This window comes from Pseudomonas gregormendelii, assembly GCF_017114825.1.
Classification (GTDB): domain Bacteria; phylum Pseudomonadota; class Gammaproteobacteria; order Pseudomonadales; family Pseudomonadaceae; genus Aquipseudomonas; species Aquipseudomonas gregormendelii.
Genome location: NZ_JADEVO010000022.1, coordinates 40,352 through 59,806 on the forward strand (window position 1 = coordinate 40,352; position 19,455 = coordinate 59,806).

17 protein-coding genes are annotated in these 19,455 nt (G+C 59.0%); 16 read left to right on the forward strand and 1 reads right to left on the reverse strand.

The features are described from left to right. Positions 1 to 15 precede the first annotated feature (15 nt). The gene (map, locus tag IMW75_RS16195; protein WP_045060129.1) at positions 16 to 798 is read right to left on the reverse strand and encodes a type I methionyl aminopeptidase; all 783 of its coding nucleotides are present in this window, start codon (positions 796 to 798) and stop codon (positions 16 to 18) included. A 374-nt stretch (positions 799 to 1,172) separates the two neighbouring features. Here map and rpsB point away from each other — a divergent pair, with 374 nt between their 5' ends. From rpsB to dnaE, 16 genes are all read left to right on the forward strand, one after another. Then, positions 1,173 to 1,910, forward strand: a complete 738-nt coding sequence (gene rpsB / locus IMW75_RS16200; protein ID WP_205893168.1) for a 30S ribosomal protein S2 — start codon at positions 1,173 to 1,175, stop codon at positions 1,908 to 1,910. A gap of 191 nt (positions 1,911 to 2,101) precedes the next feature. After that, complete coding sequence (gene tsf / locus IMW75_RS16205; RefSeq protein WP_028622556.1) at positions 2,102 to 2,965, forward strand: translation elongation factor Ts; 864 nt, start codon at positions 2,102 to 2,104, stop codon at positions 2,963 to 2,965. A 210-nt stretch (positions 2,966 to 3,175) separates the two neighbouring features. Further along, positions 3,176 to 3,919: a UMP kinase gene (pyrH, locus tag IMW75_RS16210; RefSeq protein WP_003172271.1), complete on the forward strand. Its 744-nt coding sequence runs from the start codon at positions 3,176 to 3,178 to the stop codon at positions 3,917 to 3,919. Further along, positions 3,916 to 4,473: a ribosome recycling factor gene (gene frr, locus IMW75_RS16215; RefSeq protein ID WP_045060130.1), complete on the forward strand. Its 558-nt coding sequence runs from the start codon at positions 3,916 to 3,918 to the stop codon at positions 4,471 to 4,473. The genes pyrH and frr overlap by 4 nt, the downstream gene beginning before the upstream one ends. A 13-nt stretch (positions 4,474 to 4,486) precedes the next feature. Beyond that, complete coding sequence (gene uppS / locus IMW75_RS16220; protein ID WP_045060131.1) at positions 4,487 to 5,242, forward strand: polyprenyl diphosphate synthase; 756 nt, start codon at positions 4,487 to 4,489, stop codon at positions 5,240 to 5,242. After that, positions 5,242 to 6,048, forward strand: coding sequence for a phosphatidate cytidylyltransferase (locus IMW75_RS16225; protein WP_205893169.1), 807 nt, complete (start codon positions 5,242 to 5,244; stop codon positions 6,046 to 6,048). The genes uppS and IMW75_RS16225 overlap by 1 nt, the downstream gene beginning before the upstream one ends. After that, entirely contained in the window at positions 6,045 to 7,235 is a 1,191-nt protein-coding gene (gene ispC, locus IMW75_RS16230) for a 1-deoxy-D-xylulose-5-phosphate reductoisomerase (protein WP_045060153.1), read from the forward strand. The genes IMW75_RS16225 and ispC overlap by 4 nt, the downstream gene beginning before the upstream one ends. A 56-nt stretch (positions 7,236 to 7,291) precedes the next feature. Then, positions 7,292 to 8,644 carry a sigma E protease regulator RseP gene (gene rseP, locus IMW75_RS16235; protein ID WP_122837694.1) on the forward strand — a complete coding sequence of 451 codons (1,353 nt, stop codon included), beginning with the start codon at positions 7,292 to 7,294 and terminating at the stop codon, positions 8,642 to 8,644. 74 nt (positions 8,645 to 8,718) lie between these two features. Beyond that, positions 8,719 to 11,094, forward strand: a complete 2,376-nt coding sequence (bamA, locus tag IMW75_RS16240; RefSeq protein WP_205893170.1) for an outer membrane protein assembly factor BamA — start codon at positions 8,719 to 8,721, stop codon at positions 11,092 to 11,094. Positions 11,095 to 11,139: 45 nt separating this feature from the next. Further along, on the forward strand, positions 11,140 to 11,643 hold the full coding sequence (locus IMW75_RS16245; RefSeq protein ID WP_010462812.1) for an OmpH/Skp family outer membrane protein: 504 nt from the start codon (positions 11,140 to 11,142) through the stop codon (positions 11,641 to 11,643). 3 nt (positions 11,644 to 11,646) lie between these two features. Continuing rightward, positions 11,647 to 12,702: a UDP-3-O-(3-hydroxymyristoyl)glucosamine N-acyltransferase gene (gene lpxD, locus IMW75_RS16250; RefSeq protein WP_122837696.1), complete on the forward strand. Its 1,056-nt coding sequence runs from the start codon at positions 11,647 to 11,649 to the stop codon at positions 12,700 to 12,702. A 109-nt stretch (positions 12,703 to 12,811) separates the two neighbouring features. Then, positions 12,812 to 13,252, forward strand: coding sequence for a 3-hydroxyacyl-ACP dehydratase FabZ (fabZ, locus tag IMW75_RS16255; RefSeq protein ID WP_007907157.1), 441 nt, complete (start codon positions 12,812 to 12,814; stop codon positions 13,250 to 13,252). Then, positions 13,249 to 14,025, forward strand: a complete 777-nt coding sequence (gene lpxA, locus IMW75_RS16260; RefSeq protein WP_045060136.1) for an acyl-ACP--UDP-N-acetylglucosamine O-acyltransferase — start codon at positions 13,249 to 13,251, stop codon at positions 14,023 to 14,025. Before fabZ ends, lpxA begins: the two co-directional genes overlap by 4 nt. Before the next feature lie 2 nt (positions 14,026 to 14,027). Continuing rightward, positions 14,028 to 15,158, forward strand: coding sequence for a lipid-A-disaccharide synthase (lpxB, locus tag IMW75_RS16265; protein ID WP_045060137.1), 1,131 nt, complete (start codon positions 14,028 to 14,030; stop codon positions 15,156 to 15,158). Between the two features lie 11 nt (positions 15,159 to 15,169). Then, positions 15,170 to 15,796 carry a ribonuclease HII gene (gene rnhB, locus IMW75_RS16270; RefSeq protein ID WP_045060138.1) on the forward strand — a complete coding sequence of 209 codons (627 nt, stop codon included), beginning with the start codon at positions 15,170 to 15,172 and terminating at the stop codon, positions 15,794 to 15,796. Positions 15,797 to 15,872: 76 nt separating this feature from the next. Beyond that, on the forward strand, positions 15,873 to 19,394 hold the full coding sequence (gene dnaE, locus IMW75_RS16275) for a DNA polymerase III subunit alpha (RefSeq protein ID WP_045060139.1): 3,522 nt from the start codon (positions 15,873 to 15,875) through the stop codon (positions 19,392 to 19,394). Positions 19,395 to 19,455: the final 61 nt, after the last annotated feature.

Genomic DNA, 19,455 nt, shown 5'->3' on the forward strand with positions numbered 1-19,455 from the left:
GCTGCGCGGGTTGAATCAGGCCGAAACGCGAGGGATGGTGTCATCGGCGCGCAGGGTGAAAATCTCGTAGCCAGTCTCGGTCACGACCAGGGTGTGTTCCCATTGCGCGGAGAGCTTGCGGTCCTTGGTAATGGCAGTCCAGCCGTCGCCCAGCACCTTGGTGTCGGCCTTGCCCTGGTTGATCATAGGCTCAATGGTGAAGGTCATGCCCGCCTTGAGCTCCATGCCGGTGCCGGCACGACCGTAGTGCAGGATCTGCGGCTCTTCGTGAAACACTTTGCCGATGCCGTGGCCGCAGAACTCGCGAACCACCGAAAAACCGTTCTTTTCAGCGTGCTTCTGGATCACTTCGCCAATGTCGCCCAGGCGGCAGCCCGGTTTGACGATTTCGATAGCCTTGTACATGCATTCCTGGGTGACCTGGGACAAACGCTCGGCCCAGACCGGTACGGTGCCGACGTGGAACATGCGGCTGGTGTCGCCGTGATAGCCGTCCTTGATCACGGTCACGTCGATGTTCAACGTGTCGCCATTCTTCAATGGTTTCTCGTTGGGAATGCCATGGCAGACCACATGGTTGATCGAGGTGCAGATTGACTTCGGGTAGCCTTTATAATTCAGCGGCGCAGGAATGGCCTGTTGCACATTGACGATGTAGTCATGGCAAATGCGGTCCAGTTCTTCGGTGGTGACGCCCGGTTTGACATGTTCGGCGATCATTTCCAGCACATCGGCGGCCAGTTTGCCGGCGACACGCATTTTTGCGATGTCCTCTGGTGTCTTGAGGTTGACGGTCATACAGGCTCTCTCTGCGCTCGATGGCGCTTCACTAAGTCAAGATGGGCGGTGCGCAAACGATCTTCGCCGCCCTGAAAAACGCGATTCTACCAGACGATCAGGGCAAATCTGAGGCTCTGTGCATTGCTTCTTCATATAGATGGGCGCATTCCAGGGGGATTCCAGGGGCGCGGATAAAGGCGTGCGTCAGGAATTGAGAATCCGGGTTCCGTTTTTGCGAGTCTTATGGTATAAAATGCGCCGCTTTCCGGGGATACCCCGATAGGCTTAAATCCACACACGTGTCGACACGATGACCTGGGTGCCTTCAGCTGATGCTGCTGGTTGGTCATTGGGATACGTGGAGGCCAAACCCGACTTATTAAGGAACTATCATGTCCCAAGTCAACATGCGCGATATGCTGAAGGCCGGTGTGCACTTCGGTCACCAGACCCGTTACTGGAACCCGAAAATGGGTAGGTACATTTTCGGCGCGCGTAACAAGATTCACATTATCAACCTTGAAAAAACCCTGCCAATGTTCAACGAAGCTCTGACTTTCGTAGAGCGCCTGGCCCAGGGCAAAAACAAGATTCTGTTCGTCGGCACCAAGCGTTCCGCTGGCAAGATCGTTGCTGAAGAAGCAGCACGTTGCGGTTCGCCGTACGTCGATCACCGCTGGTTGGGCGGCATGCTGACCAACTTCAAAACCATCCGTGCTTCCATCAAGCGTCTGCGTGACCTTGAAGTGCAAGCCGAAGACGGTACTTTCGCCAAGCTGACCAAGAAAGAAGCGCTGATGCGCACTCGCGATCTTGAGAAGCTCGATCGTTCCCTGGGTGGTATCAAGGACATGGGCGGTCTGCCAGACGCTCTGTTCGTTATCGACGTTGATCACGAGCGCATCGCGATCACCGAAGCCAACAAGCTGGGTATCCCGGTTATCGGCGTAGTCGATACCAACAGCAGCCCGGAAGGCGTTGACTACATCATCCCAGGCAACGATGACGCAATCCGCGCTATCCAGCTGTACATGGGTTCGATGGCTGACGCTGTAATCCGTGGCCGCAACCACGTTGCTGGTGGCACCGAGCAGTTCGTTGAAGAAGCTCCGGTAGCTGCAGCTGAGTAATTGACGCCTTGGCGTTGACTCAGTAAGCAAAAAGGGGGCTTGGCCCCCTTTTTGCCACCTCGAAAACCATTTGTGTGCAGCGCAGTTGCAGCCTTGTAATGTGCAGCCGCTATCAAATAAGGCTTCGGGAAGAATTGAACGCCCGTTTGCTCGGGTGGAATGGTTGAAAACCTATCCAAGAGGATTTTGAAATGGCAGAGATTACTGCAGCGTTGGTCAAAGAACTGCGCGAGCGCACCGGCGAAGGCATGATGGATTGCAAAAAGGCCTTGACCAAGGCCGGCGGCGACATCGAAAAAGCCATTGATGACATGCGTGCTTCGGGCGCCATCAAGGCTGCCAAGAAAGCAGGCAACGTAGCTGCTGAAGGCGCTATCGCTCTGAAAGAAGACGGTAAGTCGGCCGTTCTGCTGGAAGTGAACTCGCAGACCGACTTCCTGGCTTTGCAGGACGACTTCAAGGCATTTGTCGCATCCAGCGTTGAAAAAGCGTTCGCTGACAAACTGACTGACGTTGCTCCGCTGATCGAAGCTCAAGAAGCTGATCGCCTGGTACTGGTCGGCAAGGTTGGCGAAAACGTCAACATCCGTCGCCTGGCTCGCGTTGAAGGTGATGTTGTTGGTGGCTACCTGCACGGCAACAAAATCGGTGTTGCGGTTGTTCTGAAAGGCGGCGACGTTGAGCTGGCTAAAGACATCGCGATGCACGTAGCTGCGACCAACCCTGAATTCCTGCTGCCATCGGAAGTTTCGGCTGAAGCAGTAGAGCGTGAGAAGGGCGTGTTCCTGACCCTGAACGCTGACAAGATCGCCGGCAAGCCGGAGAACATTGTTGAAAACATGGTCAAAGGCCGTATCAGCAAGTTCCTGGCTGAAGCGAGCCTGGTTGAGCAGGCGTTCGTCAAGAACCCTGAAATCAAGGTTGGCGAACTGGCCAAGAAAGCCGGTGCTGAAATCGTTTCCTTCACCTACTTCAAGGTAGGCGAAGGCATCGAGAAGCCGGTCGACAACTTCGCTGAAGAAGTTGCTGCCCAGCTGGCCGCCGCCAAGCAATAAGACAGTTTTCAACTGTCGCCCTGAAGAGGCTGCCCGCTCACGCGCGCAGCCTCTTTTCAGATGGGGGGCCAAATTTTTAATTGGTTTCCCTTTGGAACTGGCTTACAAAGCCATGTTCCGATGGCGCTGAAGCAGCGCCAAGCTAGAGTGAACGCCAGCTGTAAACAGCTCGCAAAGAATTTTTAAAATACGCCGCAGGAGAGATTCGCAATGGCTCAGCAGGGCAGTGGTTATCAGGCTCGCTATAAACGCATTCTACTCAAGCTTAGCGGCGAGGCCCTGATGGGCTCGGAAGAGTTCGGGATCGATCCGAAAGTTCTGGATCGCATGGCACTGGAAGTCGGCCAGCTGGTTGGCATCGGTGTGCAGGTCGGTCTGGTGATCGGCGGTGGCAACCTGTTCCGCGGTGCAGCGCTGAGCGCAGCCGGCATGGATCGGGTAACTGGCGACCACATGGGCATGCTGGCCACTGTGATGAACGCCTTGGCCATGCGCGACGCGCTGGAACGTGCCAATATCTCGGCCATCGTGATGTCGGCTATTTCCATGGTAGGTGTGACTGATCATTATGATCGTCGCAAGGCCATGCGCCACCTGAACGCCAAGGAAGTGGTGATTTTCGCGGCCGGTACCGGCAATCCGTTCTTTACCACGGATTCGGCGGCATGCTTGCGTGCTATCGAAATCGATGCCGATGTCGTGCTTAAGGCGACCAAGGTCGATGGCGTCTACACTGCCGACCCATTCAAAGACCCGCATGCCGAGAAGTTCGATCATCTGACTTACGATGAAGTGCTGGATCGCAAGCTGGGTGTAATGGATCTGACGGCCATTTGCCTGTGCCGCGACCACAAGATGCCATTGCGCGTCTTTAACATGAACAAGCCCGGCGCCCTGCTGAATATCGTGCATGGCGGCGCTGAAGGGACCCTGATCGAGGAAGGCCAACAATGATCAACGAAATCAAGAAAGACGCTCAAGCGCGCATGCAGAAATCCCTGGAGTCTCTGTCCCACGCGTTTGGACAGATTCGTACCGGCAAGGCTCACCCGAGCATTCTGGGCAGCGTGATGGTGCCTTACTACGGTACCGACACCCCGTTGAGCGGCGTCGCCAACGTGACCGTCAAAGACTCCCGTACCCTGCAGGTCGTGGCGTTCGAGCGCAACATGCTCGCCGCAGTCGACAAGGCCATCCAGAGCGCCGGTTTGAACCTCAATCCGACCAACCTGGGCGAGCTGCTGCTGATCTCCATGCCGGCACTGACCGAGGAAACCCGCAAGGGCTTCACCAAGCAGGCTCGCAGTGCTGCGGAAGACGCTCGTGTTGCCGTGCGCAACATTCGTCGCGATGCGCTTGGCGACCTGAAGAAGCTGGTGAAGGACAAGGAAATCAGCGAAGACGAAGAACGTCGTGCCGCTGCCGATATCCAGAAGCTCACCGACAAGGCTGAGGCGGATATCGACGCTGCGACCAAGCAGAAAGAAGCGGACCTGATGGCCGTATAAGGGTCGCGTTTTCATGGAAAAGACTAAGCAGACTGCGCCCTTCGCGGTGCCGCGCCATGTCGCGATTATCATGGATGGTAACAACCGCTGGGCGAAAAAGCGCTTTTTGCCCGGTGTCGCCGGTCATAAGGCCGGCGTCGATGCGGTGCGTGCTGTGATCGAGGTGTGTGCCGAGGCCGGGGTCGAGGTATTGACCCTGTTCGCGTTCTCCAGCGAAAACTGGCAGCGCCCGGCCGATGAGGTCAGTGCCTTGATGGAGTTGTTCTTCAAGGCGCTGCGTCGCGAGGCCAAGCGCCTGAACGACAACAACATCAGTTTGCGCATCATAGGCGACCGTTCGCGCTTCCATCCCGAACTCCAGGCCGCCATGCGCGAGGCTGAAGCCATGACGGTGGGCGCCAATCGCCTGGTCTTGCAGATCGCCGCCAATTACGGTGGTCAGTGGGACATCGCTCAAGCCGCGCAACGCCTGGCTCGTGAAGTCCAGGCCGGACATCTGCGTCCGGAGGACATCACGCCGGAGCTGCTGCAGACGTGTCTGTCGACGGGCGACCTGCCTCTGCCGGACCTGTGCATCCGCACCGGTGGCGAGCACCGCATCAGCAACTTCCTGCTGTGGCAGCTGGCTTACGCCGAGTTGTACTTCTCCGACCTGTTCTGGCCGGACTTCAAACACGACGCCATGCGCAAAGCGCTGGCCGATTTCGCTTCGCGCCAGCGCCGCTTCGGTAAAACGAGCGAGCAAGTCGAAGCTGGAGCCCGGGCTTAATGCTTAAACAACGAATCATCACTGCACTGATCCTGCTGCCGATCGCCCTTTGCGGCTTTTTCCTGCTGGAAGGCTCCGGCTTTGCGCTGTTCATTGGCCTGGTCGTAACCCTGGGCGCATGGGAGTGGGCTCGCCTGGCGGGCTTTACCGCCCAGCCAGTTCGTGTCGGCTACGCGCTGGCCGTCGCGGTTATGCTGTTTTTCATGCATATATTGCCCGGGCTCGCGCCTTGGGTCCTGGGCGCTGCGGTGCTGTGGTGGGGCGTTGCAACCTATTTGGTGCTGACGTACCCGCGTTCGAGCGGTCATTGGTCGAGCGCCGCCTGCAAGCTGGTGATCGGCCTGCTGGTTCTCCTTCCGGCCTGGCAAGGCCTGATCCTGATCAAGCAGGAGCCTCTGGGCAACTGGCTGATCATGGCGGTGATGGTGCTGGTGTGGGGCGCGGATATCGGGGCTTATTTCTCCGGTCGAGCCTTTGGCAGGCGCAAGTTGGCGCCGCAGGTCAGTCCTGGCAAGAGCTGGGAAGGGGTCTACGGCGGCCTGGCGCTGGCGCTGGTCATTACGTTTTTCGTCGGGCTGGTTCGCGACTGGACGGTTGCAGAACTGCTCAAGGGCTTGATCGGTGCGGCGGTGATCGTATTCATCTCGGTGGTGGGTGACCTCACTGAGAGCATGTTCAAGCGCCAGTCCGGGATCAAGGACAGCAGTAACCTGCTGCCAGGTCACGGTGGGGTGCTGGATCGGATCGACAGCCTGACCGCGGCCATCCCGGTGTTTGCGGTGCTGTTGTGGATGGCGGCACCGTGAGTCGCCCACAGCAGATTACCGTGCTGGGGGCTACGGGCTCGATTGGCCTGAGCACCCTTGACGTCATTGCCCGGCACCCGGATCGCTTCCAGGTGTTTGCCCTCAGCGGGTTCACTCGTCTGAGCGAGCTGCTGGCCTTGTGTGTGCGCCATGCGCCACGGTTTGCCGTGGTGCCTGAAGTCAACGCCGGTCGACGCCTGCAGGAAGAGTTGCGCGCGGCCGGCCTGTCGACGCAGGTATTGGTGGGCGAAGAGGGCTTGTGCCAGGTCGCAGCCGATCCGCAAGTGGATGCGGTGATGGCGGCCATCGTCGGAGCGGCAGGCTTGCGCCCGACCCTGGCGGCGGTCGAGGCCGGCAAAAAGATCCTGCTGGCCAACAAGGAAGCGCTGGTAATGTCCGGCGCCTTGTTCATGCAGGCGGTGCGCAAGAGCGGCTCGGTACTGTTGCCAATCGACAGTGAGCACAATGCGATCTTCCAGTGCATGCCGCGGGATTTCGCCCAGGGCCTGGGTTCGGTCGGGGTTCGTCGTATTTTGCTCACGGCCTCCGGTGGTCCGTTCCGCCAGACGCCGCTGGCTGAGCTTCAACACGTGACGCCAGAGCAGGCCTGCGCTCATCCTAACTGGTCCATGGGGCGCAAGATTTCGGTCGATTCGGCCAGCATGATGAACAAGGGGCTTGAGCTGATCGAAGCCTGCTGGCTGTTCGACGCCAAGCCGTCCCAGGTCGAGGTGGTGATCCACTCGCAAAGTGTCATACATTCCCTGGTCGATTACATAGACGGTTCGGTGTTGGCGCAGTTGGGCAATCCCGATATGCGTACGCCGATCGCCAACGCCCTGGCCTGGCCGGAGCGCATTGACTCGGGTGTGGCGCCGCTGGACCTGTTCGCGATCGCTCGCCTGGACTTCCAGGCGCCTGATGAGGAGCGTTTCCCCTGCCTGCGCCTGGCGCGTCAGGCGGCCGAGGCCGGCAACAGTGCACCGGCCATGCTCAATGCAGCAAATGAGGTGGCGGTAGCCGCGTTTCTCGACGGAAGGATTCGTTATCTGGAAATCGCGAGTATTATCGAACAAGTGTTGAATCTTGAGCCGGTGGTTGCGGTGGAGGATCTCGATGCCGTATTTACGGCAGACGCCAAGGCTCGTGAACTGGCCGGGCAATGGCTGAGTCGCCACGGGCGCTGACACGTGTTGCAATGCGCAAGCCCATGCAGCACTGGATAGGATTGCGGAGAGAATAGATGAGCGCGCTTTACATGATTGTCGGCACCCTGATTGCGTTGGGCGTGCTGGTCACCTTCCACGAGTTCGGCCATTTCTGGGTCGCGCGTCGCTGTGGGGTTAAAGTGCTGCGTTTCTCCGTAGGCTTCGGCATGCCGTTGCTGCGTTGGCACGACAAGCAGGGTACCGAGTTCGTGGTCGCCGCCATTCCGTTGGGCGGCTACGTGAAGATGCTGGACGAGCGCGAAGGCGAAGTGCCGGTCGATCAGCTAGATCAGTCTTTCAATCGCAAGTCCGTACGCCAGCGTATCGCCATCGTGTCCGCGGGCCCGATCGCCAACTTCCTGCTGGCGATGTTTTTCTTCTGGGTGCTCGCCATGCTGGGCAGCGACCAGGTGCGCCCGGTCATCGGTGGTGTCGAACCCGCCAGCATCGCGGCCAAGGCCGGGCTGACGGCGGGCCAGGAAATTGTTGCAATAGATGGCGAGCCGACATCCGGCTGGGCCGCGGTTAACCTGCAGCTGGTTCGCAGGTTGGGCGAAAGCGGAGCGTTGCAGCTGGTTGTACGGGATCCGGGTTCCACCAGCGATACCCCGCGCGAGCTGGTGCTGGATAAGTGGCTCAAAGGCGCAGATGAGCCCGATCCGATTCGTTCGCTGGGCATTCGACCGTGGCGCCCGGCTCTGCCGCCGGTGTTGGCCGAACTCGACCCGAAGGGCCCGGCACAGGCTGCCGGCCTGAAGACGGGTGACCGTTTGCTGGCCCTCGATGGCAAGGCCCTCGACGACTGGCAACAAGTGGTGGATACGGTTCGCCTGCGCCCTGACAGCAAGATCGTGTTGCGGGTCGAGCGTGATGGGGCTCCAATCGACGTTCCAGTGACCCTGGCAGCTCGCGGCGAGAGCAAGGCGCCCAGCGGATACCTGGGGGCCGGGGTAAAAGCAGTCGATTGGCCACCAGAGATGATTCGCGAGATCAGTTACGGTCCGGTCGCGGCAATCGGGGAAGGGGCTCGACGTACCTGGACCATGAGCATTCTGACCCTCGATTCGCTCAAGAAAATGTTGTTCGGCGAGCTCTCGGTAAAAAACTTGAGTGGACCGATAACCATTGCTAAAGTGGCGGGCGCTTCTGCCCAGTCGGGTGTCGCTGATTTCCTGAATTTCCTTGCTTATCTGAGTATTAGCCTGGGCGTTCTGAATTTGTTGCCCATTCCAGTACTGGATGGGGGGCATTTGTTGTTTTATCTGATCGAGTGGGTGCGTGGTCGCCCCTTGTCGGATCGGGTGCAGGGTTGGGGGATACAGATCGGTATCAGTTTGGTGGTCGGGGTGATGTTACTTGCCCTGGTCAATGATTTGGGCCGTCTGTAACACTTCGCTGAATTGCGAATCTGCCGCATTTTGCGGCAGTTTGTTTATTGCCAGTTGGAATAAGAAAGGACTTCATGAAACGTCTGCTGCTAACTGCGGTTCTCACCGTATTGATGATCGCCGAAGTTCACGCCGAGTCCTTCACTATCTCTGATATTCGCGTCAATGGCCTCCAGCGGGTCTCCGCGGGTAGTGTCTTTGGTGCCTTGCCGTTGAACGTCGGCGAGCAGGCTGACGATCGTCGCCTGGTGGAATCCACTCGTGCGTTGTTCAAAACCGGTTTCTTTCAAGATATCCAGCTGGGCCGCGATGGCAACGTCCTGGTCATCACGGTAGTCGAGCGTCCGTCGGTCGCCAGTATCGAAATCGAAGGTAACAAGGCGATTTCCACTGAAGACCTGATGAAGGGCCTTAAACAGTCCGGTCTGGCCGAAGGTGAAATCTTCCAGCGCGCCACCCTTGAGGGTGTTCGTAACGAACTGCAGCGCCAGTACGTCGCTCAGGGTCGCTACTCCGCAACCGTCGACACCGAAGTGGTGTCGCAGCCGCGCAACCGCGTCGCGCTGAAGGTCAATATCAACGAGGGCACGGTTGCTGCTATCCAGCACATCAACGTGGTGGGTAACACCGTCTTCCCTGACGAAGACCTGATCGACCTGTTCGAACTCAAGACCACCAACTGGTTGTCGTTCTTCAAGAACGATGACAAGTACGCCCGTGAAAAGCTGTCCGGTGACCTGGAGCGTCTGCGTTCCTACTACCTGGACCGTGGCTACATCAACATGGACATCGCTTCGACCCAGGTGTCGATCACCCCGGACAAGAAGCACGTCTACATCACCGTCAACGTCAACGAAGGCGAGAAATACACCGTTCGTGACGTCAAGCTGAGCGGCGATCTGAAAGTCCCTGAAGACCAGGTCAAATCCCTGCTGCTGGTGCAGAAAGGCCAGGTGTTCTCGCGCAAGCTGATGACCACTACGTCGGAACTGATCACTCGCCGCCTGGGTAACGAAGGCTACACATTCGCCAACGTCAACGGTGTGCCTCAGCCGCACGATGACGACCACACGGTCGACATCACCTTCGCCGTGGACCCGGGCAAGCGCGCCTACGTCAACCGCATCAACTTCCGTGGCAACACCAAGTCCGAAGACGAAGTGCTGCGTCGTGAAATGCGCCAGATGGAAGGTGGCTGGGCTTCGACCTACCTGATCGACCAGTCCAAGACCCGTCTTGAACGCCTGGGCTTCTTCAAGGAAGTCAACGTTGAAACGCCAGCAGTACCGGGCGTCGACGATCAGGTGGACGTGAACTACAGCGTGGAAGAGCAGGCCTCCGGTTCCATCACCGCCAGTGTCGGTTTCGCCCAGAGTGCCGGTTTGATCCTCGGCGGCTCGATCACCCAGAACAACTTCCTGGGTACCGGTAACAAGGTCAGCATCGGTCTGACCCGCAGTGAATACCAGAGCCGCTATAACTTCGGTTATGTCGACCCGTACTGGACTGCTGATGGCGTGAGCCTGGGTTACAACGCTTTCTACCGCACCACCGACTATGACGATCTCGAAACTGATATCGCCAGCTATGCGGTAGACAGCTTGGGTGCCGGCGTGAGCGTGGGTTACCCGATTAGCGAGACGTCTCGCCTGACCTTCGGCCTGACCGCACAGCAGGACACGATCAAGACCGGTGTCTACACCGTTGATGAAATTTTCGACTTCGTGAACAAGGAAGGCGACAAGTACCTGAACTTCAAGGCGTCGGCCGGCTGGTCCGAGTCGACCCTGAACAAGGGCGTGCTGGCTACCCGTGGTCGTTCCCAGAGCCTGACCCTGGAAACCACTACGCCGGGCAGCGACCTGTCGTTCTTCAAGCTCGACTACCGTGGCCAGTTGTTCCAGCCGCTGAGCGAGAACTACACCATGCGCCTGCACACTGAATTGGGTTATGGCGACGGTTACGGTTCGACCGATGGCTTGCCATTCTATGAAAACTACTATGCTGGTGGTTTCAACTCGGTTCGTGGCTTCAAGGACAGCACCCTGGGTCCTCGCAGTACGCCAAGTCGTGGCACCAACCCGGGTACCGCAGAAGATCCGGACCAGGATCCACTGCCGTTCGGTGGTAACGTCCTGATCCAGGGCGGCGTGGAACTGCTGTTCCCACTGCCGTTCGTCAAGGATCAACGCTCCCTGCGGACTTCGGTCTTCTGGGACGTGGGTAACGTGTTCGACTCGCAGTGCAAGGACACTACCAATGCTGACGGCTCGGAGTCCCGTACCAAGTGCAACGACATCAGCCTGAGCAACATGGCCAGTTCCGTCGGTGTCGGTGTGACCTGGGTCACCGCACTGGGTCCGTTGAGCTTCGCTTTGGCCATGCCAGTGAAGAAACCGGATGATGCTGAGACTCAAGTGTTCCAATTCTCCCTCGGCCAGACGTTCTAAGCGTCTGACCCAAGATAACGACAATGGATTTTGTAGGAGTGCATCGTGCGTAAGTTGACTCAATTGGTTCTCCTGGCAACCGTACTGGTGGCAGGTCCGGCTTTTGCCGACATGAAAATCGCGGTCTTGAACTATCAGATGGCCTTGCTCGAATCCGACGCGGCCAAGAAGTACGCCGTGGATGCCGAGAAGAAGTTCGGTCCTCAGCTGTCCAAGCTCAAGACCCTGGAAAGCAGTGCCAAGGGCATTCAGGACCGCCTGATGGCCGGTGGCGACAAGATGCAGCAAGGCGAGCGTGAGCGCCTGGAGCTTGAGTTCAAGCAAAAGGCCCGTGATTTCCAGTTCCAGTCCAAGGAGCTGAACGAAGCCAAAGCCGTTGCTGACCGTGAAATGCTGAAGCAGCTCAAGCCAAAACTGGACAGCGCTGTGGAAGAAGTCATCAAGAAAGGTGCTTTTGACCTGGTCTTCGAGCGTGGCGCAGTGATCGATGTCAAACCTCAGTACGACATCACTCGCCAGGTTATCGAGCGCATGAATCAGCTGAAGTAATCCATGACAGCGACTATGAAGCTCGGCCAATTGGCCGAGTTCCTCGGCGCCACCCTGCGTGGCGACCCGGAGAAAGAAATTACTGGGCTAGCCACTTTGCAAGAGGCTGGCCCAGCTCAGTTGAGCTTTCTGGCAAACCCTCAGTATCGCAAGTACCTGGCTGATTGCCGGGCTGCAGCGTTGTTGCTCAAAGCCGCAGACGCGGACGGGTTTGCCGGTAACGTACTGGTGGTGCCGGATCCGTACCTGGCCTACGCGCGGATTTCCCATCTGTTCGATCCCAAGCCGAAGGCGCCTGCCGGCATTCATCCGACCGCCGTCATCGCTGCCGATGCTGTGGTTGACCCGGCAGCGAGCATCGGTGCATTCGCGGTGATCGAAAGTGCGGCGCGTATTGCCGCCGGCGTAACAGTTGGCGCACATTGCTTCATCGGCGCGCGCAGCGAAATCGGCGAAGGTGGCTGGTTGGCACCGCGAGTGACGCTGTACCACGACGTTCGCATTGGCAAACGGGTCGTGATTCAGTCGGGCGCAGTGCTGGGCGGCGAAGGTTTTGGTTTCGCCAACGAGAAAGGCGTTTGGCAGAAGATCGCCCAGATCGGCGGTGTGCTGGTCGGTGATGACGTCGAGATCGGGGTCAATACCGCGATCGACCGTGGTGCGCTCGCCGATACAGTACTTGGCAATGGCGTGAAGCTCGACAACCAGATTCAGATCGCCCACAACGTCCAGATTGGCGATCACACCGCCATGGCGGCGTGCGTGGGGATCTCCGGCAGCACCAAGATCGGCAAGCACTGCATGCTCGCCGGTGGCGTGGGGCTGGTGGGTCATATCGAAATTTGCGACAACGTTTTCATCACCGGGATGACCATGGTGACCCATTCGATTACCGAAAAGGGTGCCTATTCTTCCGGTACGGCGATGCAGCCGGCAGCCGAGTGGCGCAAAAGCGCGGCACGCATCCGTCAGCTCGATGACATCGCGCGGCGTTTGCGTCAGCTGGAAAAGCGTGCAGGGGAAGTGACCCCTGACGGTAATGCTTCATCAGATGGCTGATACCATTTCCATATCAAGTGTGCACAGCCGCTAGACTGCCTCCTTGATTTGCTAGAGGGGTGCGCTTTTAGTCGCGCGCTCCCAATCTTTACATAGGCTTCCCCCCGAAATGATGGACATCAACGAGATTCGCGAATACCTGCCTCACCGTTACCCGTTCCTGCTGGTGGACCGGGTCGTGGATCTGGATGTGGAAGGCAAGCGCATTCGCGCCTACAAGAATGTCAGCATCAACGAACCGTTCTTCAACGGTCACTTCCCGGCGCACCCAATCATGCCGGGCGTACTGATCATTGAAGCAATGGCTCAGGCTGCCGGGATCCTTGGTTTCAAAATGCTCGACGTGAAACCAGCCGACGGCACCCTCTACTACTTCGTCGGTTCGGACAAACTGCGCTTCCGCCAGCCAGTGCTGCCGGGCGATCAGTTGATCCTTGAAGCCAAGTTCCTGAGCTGCAAGCGTCAGATCTGGAAGTTCGAGTGCCAGGCTTCGGTGGACGGCAAGCCAGTGTGCTCCGCTGAAATCATCTGCGCGGAACGCAAACTATGAGTTTGATTGACCCTCGCGCAATCATCGATCCGACGGCCGTACTGGCCGACGACGTCGAGGTCGGCCCTTGGTCGATCGTCGGCGCTGGTGTGGAAATCGGCGAGGGGACAGTGATCGGGCCGCATGTGATTCTCAAGGGCCCGACCCGCATTGGTAAACACAATCGCATCTACCAGTTTTCCTCGGTAGGCGAGGACACGCCGGACCTGAAATACAAGGGCGAAGAAACTCGCCTGGTGATCGGCGACCACAACGTCATTCGCGAAGGCGTGACGATTCACCGTGGGACTGTTCAGGACCGTTCGGAAACGACCCTGGGTGATCACAACCTGATCATGGCCTATGCCCATATCGGCCACGACAGTGTCATCGGCAACCACTGCATCCTGGTCAACAACACCGCGCTGGCGGGGCATGTGCATGTGGAGGACTGGGCGATCCTGTCCGGCTTCACCCTGGTGCATCAGTATTGCCATATCGGCGCCCACAGCTTTTCCGGCATGGGCACCGCCATTGGCAAGGACGTCCCGGCGTACGTCACGGTGTTCGGCAACCCGGCCGAAGCCCGCAGCATGAACTTCGAAGGCATGCGCCGCCGCGGTTTCAGTGAAGAAGCCATTCATGCCCTGCGTCGCGCCTACAAGGTCGTGTACCGCCAGGGCCTGACGGTCGAGCAGGCACTGACCGAACTGGGCGAGGCCTCGGCGCAGTTCCCGGAAGTCGCAGTGTTCCGTGACTCGATCCAGTCTTCGACCCGCGGCATAACCCGTTAATCATGGCTAACTTGCGTATTGCGCTGGTAGCGGGTGAGGCTTCCGGTGACATTCTGGGCGCGGGTCTCATGCGCGCGCTCAAGGTTCAGCACCCGGCGGTAGAGTTCATTGGCGTCGGCGGGCCGTTGATGGAGGCCGAGGGTCTCGTTTCCTACTTCCCCATGGAACGCCTGTCGGTCATGGGCCTGGTGGAAGTGCTGGGCCGTCTGCGTGAGCTGCTGGCCCGGCGCAAGAAGCTGGTCGGCGATCTCATCGCCGAAAAACCGGATGTGTTCATCGGCATCGATGCCCCGGATTTCAACCTCAATATCGAACTCAAGCTGCGTCAGGCCGGGATCAAGACCGTGCACTACGTCAGCCCTTCGGTCTGGGCCTGGCGCCAGAAGCGCGTGCTAAAGATTCGCGAAGGCTGTGACCTGATGCTCACGCTGTTCCCGTTCGAAGCCAAATTCTATGAAGAGAAGGGCGTGCCGGTGCGTTTTGTCGGGCACTCCCTGGCCGACGCGATTCCGCTTGAGGCCGATCGCGCCGCCGCGCGGGCCGAGCTCGGCTTGCCGGACGGCCCTCTGGTTGCGCTGATGCCGGGCAGTCGTGGCGGTGAAGTCGGGCGTCTTGGCGAGCTGTTCCTCGATACTGCCCAGCGCCTGCGCGCCATGCGTCCGGGTGTACGATTTGTCATGCCGTGCGCCAGCCCGCAGCGTCGGGCCCAGCTGGAAGCGATGCTGGCCGGGCGGGATCTGCCCCTGACGCTGCTCGATGGTCAATCCCATCTTGCACTGGCCGCCTGCAACGCGGTGTTGATCGCGTCCGGAACGGCTACGCTCGAAGCGTTGTTGTACAAACGGCCCATGGTGGTGGCCTATCGCCTGGCACCGCTGACGTTCTGGATTCTCAAGCGCATGGTCAAAAGCCCCTATGTGTCTTTGCCTAACCTGCTGGCCCAGCGCCTGCTGGTGCCGGAATTGCTTCAGGATGATGCGACGGTCGAAGCCCTGGCCCAGACCTTGTCCCCCCTGATCGAAGGCGGGGAAGAACAAACCCGCGGCTTCGACGAAATTCACCGGACCTTGCGTCTGGACGCCTCCAACCAGGCGGCAGATGCCGTGCTGAAACTGATTGGCCAAGTACAATGAGCAAGACAAGCATGCAGATGGGACTGGATTTCACCTTGGTCGCAGAAGTCGAAGAACTGGTTGCCGGCGTCGATGAAGTCGGTCGCGGTCCGCTCTGCGGGGCCGTGGTGACGGCTGCGGTAATCCTCGATCCGAACCGTCCGATCCTCGGCCTTAACGACTCGAAGAAGCTCACCGAGGCCCGTCGCGAAAAACTCTACGATGAAATCTGCGAAAAGGCTCTGAGCTGGTGCATCGCCCGGGCCGAAGTCGAGGAAATCGACGAGCTGAACATTCTTCACGCCACCATGCTGGCAATGCAGCGCGCCATCGAGGGCCTGCACATCCAGCCCAAGCTGGCGATGATCGATGGCAATCGCTGCCCGAAATTGTCCATGCGCGCCGAAGCCGTGGTGCAGGGCGACGGCAAGGTGCCGGCCATTGCGGCTGCCTCGATTCTGGCCAAGGTCAGCCGTGACCGTGAAATGGCTGCTTTCGAATTGATCTACCCGGGCTACGGCATCGGCGGCCACAAAGGCTACCCGACTCCCGTTCATCTGGAAGCCCTGGCCCGCCTGGGACCGACGCCGATTCACCGGCGCTCGTTTGCCCCGGTACGCTTGGCGTATGAGGCTCGGGAGAGCCTGATCGAGAGTTAGTCGCAAGGCTGATGTTTTCGCCAAGGCCCGGTACAATCCGGGCCTTGTTGTTTTCGAGCTCACAGACAGGATCACTATGCCGGCTTCATTCGTTCATCTACGCCTGCACACTGAATACTCCCTGGTCGACGGTCTGGTGCGGATCAAACCGCTGGTCAAGACCCTGGTCGGCATGAACATGCCTGCCGTGGCGGTCACCGACCAGAACAACATGTGCTCTCTGGTCAAATTCTATAAAGCAGCCATGGGCGCAGGCATCAAGCCGATCTGCGGCGCCGACCTGTGGCTGTCCAACAAGGACCCGGACAATGCCTTGAGCAGGATCAGCCTGCTGGCGATGAACGCCGTGGGTTATCGCAACCTGACTGAACTGATCTCCCGGGGCTTCATCGACGGCCAGCGCAATGGTTCGATCATCATCGAGCGCGAGTGGGTGGCCGAGGCCAGCGAAGGCCTGATCATGTTGTCGGCGGCCAAGGAAGGCGAAATCGGCCTGGCCATGCTCAGTGGCAATCCGGCGGAAGCGGAAACCCTGGCACGGGAATGGATGGCGGTGTTCCCGGACCGCTTCTATCTGGAAATCCAGCGCACCAACCGTCCCAACGACGAAGAGCAACTGCACGGCGCCGTCGCCCTAGCCGAGAAAATCGGTGCACCGCTGGTGGCGACCAACGATGTGCGGTTCATCAAGCAGGAAGATTTTGCCGCCCACGAAACCCGGGTCTGTATCGGTGAGGGCCGGGCCCTCGACGATCCCCGGCGCTCGAAAAACTACAGCGACCAGCAGTACCTCAAAAGTGCCGAGGAAATGGCCGAGCTGTTCAGCGACATCCCCGAAGCGCTGGAAAACACCGTCGAGATCGCCCGGCGTTGCAACATCGAAGTGAAGCTGGGCAAGCACTTCCTGCCCAACTTCCCGATTCCCGATGGCATGACCATCGACGAATATTTCCGCAAGGTGTCCTTTGACGGCCTGGAAGACCGCCTCACCGTCCTGCTGCCCAGGGATACCACCGAGGACTACGAAGCCAAGCGCCAGGTGTATGTCGACCGGTTGAATTTCGAACTGGATATCATCATCCAGATGGGTTTCCCCGGTTACTTCCTGATCGTGATGGACTTCATCCAGTGGGCCAAGAGCAACGGTGTGCCGGTAGGCCCCGGCCGGGGCTCGGGTGCCGGCTCGCTGGTGGCCTATGTGCAGAAGATCACCGACCTTGATCCTCTGGAATACGACCTGCTGTTCGAACGTTTCCTCAACCCGGAACGGGTATCCATGCCCGACTTCGACGTCGACTTCTGCATGGACGGTCGTGACCGGGTCATCGAGTACGTGGCTGAGAAGTACGGACGTAACGCGGTAAGCCAGATCATCACCTTCGGTTCCATGGCCGCCAAGGCTGTGGTCCGTGACGTGGCGCGGGTGCAGGGCAAGTCCTACGGCCTGGCGGATCGTCTGTCGAAGATGATCCCGTTCGAAGTCGGCATGACCCTGGAAAAAGCCTACGAACAGGAAGAAATCCTGCGCGACTTCATCAAGGTCGATGAAGAAGCCGCAGAAATCTGGGAGATGGCGCGCAAGCTTGAAGGCGTGGTGCGTAACGTCGGCAAGCACGCCGGTGGTGTGGTTATCGCCCCGACCAAGCTCACTGACTTCTCGCCCATTTATTGCGACGAAGCCGGCGATGGCCTGGTAACCCAGTTCGACAAGGACGACGTCGAGGCCGCTGGCCTGGTGAAGTTCGACTTCCTGGGGCTACGGACCCTGACGGTCATCGACTGGGCGCTGAAAACCATCAACCGCGACCGTGCCAAGGTCGATGAAGCGCCCCTGGACATCGCCTTCATTCCGCTGGATGACAAACCGACCTACCAGTTGCTGCAAAAAGCCGAAACCACAGCGGTGTTCCAGCTTGAGTCGCGCGGCATGAAGGAGCTGATCAAGAAGCTCAAGCCCGACTGCCTCGAAGACTTGATCGCACTGGTGGCCCTGTTCCGTCCGGGGCCGTTGCAGTCAGGCATGGTTGACGACTTTATCAACCGCAAGCACGGTCGCGCGGAACTGGCGTACCCGCACTCGGACTACCAGTACGAGGGCCTCAAGCCGGTACTGGCACCGACTTACGGCATCATCCTGTATCAGGAACAGGTGATGCAGATTGCCCAGGTCATGGCTGGTTACACTTTGGGCGGGGCGGACATGCTCCGGCGCGCCATGGGCAAGAAAAAACCCGAAGAAATGGCCAAGCAGCGCGGCGGTTTCATCGAAGGTTGCGCGACCAACAATATCGATGCCGACCTGGCGGGTAACATCTTCGACCTGGTGGAGAAGTTCGCCGGTTACGGCTTCAACAAGTCTCACTCCGCAGCCTATGGCCTGGTGTCGTACCAGACCGCATGGCTGAAGACACATTACCCGGCGCCGTTCATGGCTGCGGTACTGTCGGCGGACATGCACAACACCGACAAGGTCGTGACCTTGATCGAAGAAATTCGCACCATGAAGCTGCGTCTCGACGCGCCAGATGTGAATACTTCGGAGTTCAAGTTCACGGTGAACGAAGAAGGCCGGATTATTTACGGCCTTGGTGCGATCAAGGGCGTGGGTGAGGGGCCGGTGGAAGCCATCACCGAGGCACGCCAGGATGGGCCGTTCAAGGACCTGTTCGATTTCTGCGCCCGGGTCGATCTCAAACGCATCAACAAACGTACCCTGGACGGTTTGATCCGCAGCGGTGCGCTGGATCGCCTGGGGCCGTATTTCCACGACGAGCCCAAAGCCTATCAAGCGAGCATCGACCAGAATCGTGCCGTGTTGCTCAATGCGATGGAAGGGGCTATCAAGGCGGCGGAACAGACCGCGCGCACCCACGACAGTGGCCACGCCGACCTGTTTGGTGGCCTGTTCGTCGAAGAGGATGCGGATGTTTACGCCAACCATCGCAAGGCCAAGGAACTGACCCTCAAGGAACGCCTCAAGGGCGAGAAAGATACCTTGGGCCTGTACCTCACCGGCCACCCGATCGACGAATACGAAGGCGAGATCCGCCGTTTTGCCCGCCAGCGCATCATTGACCTGAAGCCGGCACGCGATACCCAGACCGTGGCCGGCATGATCATCGCGCTGCGGGTGATGAAGAACAAAAAGGGCGACAAGATGGGGTTCATTACCCTGGACGACCGCTCCGGCCGCATTGAAGCCTCATTGTTTGCCGAGGCGTTCCATTCCGCGCAATCGTTGTTGCAGACCGACGCGATGGTGGTGGTCGAAGGCGAGGTCAGCAACGATGATTTTTCCGGCGGCCTGCGCCTGCGGGTCAAGCGGGTGATGAGCATGGAAGATGCGCGCACCAACCTGGCCGAAAGCCTGCGCCTGAAGTTGCAGACCAAGGACTTGAAGGGCGATCAGCTACGCTGGCTGGGTGAATTGTTCAAGCGCCATCGCGGCGCGTGTCCTATTACCATGGAATACACGAGCCCCGATGCCAAGGCCTTGCTGCAGTTTGGCGAGACCTGGCGAATCGACCCGGCGGATGCGTTGATTCAAGCCTTGCGTGACCAGTTCGGGCGAGACAACGTCTTCCTCCAATACCGTTGACGGCCAGGTGCCGCTCTTGCAGAAGAGAGCAGCCCTGATCTCGACCCAATTTTTAATCTCG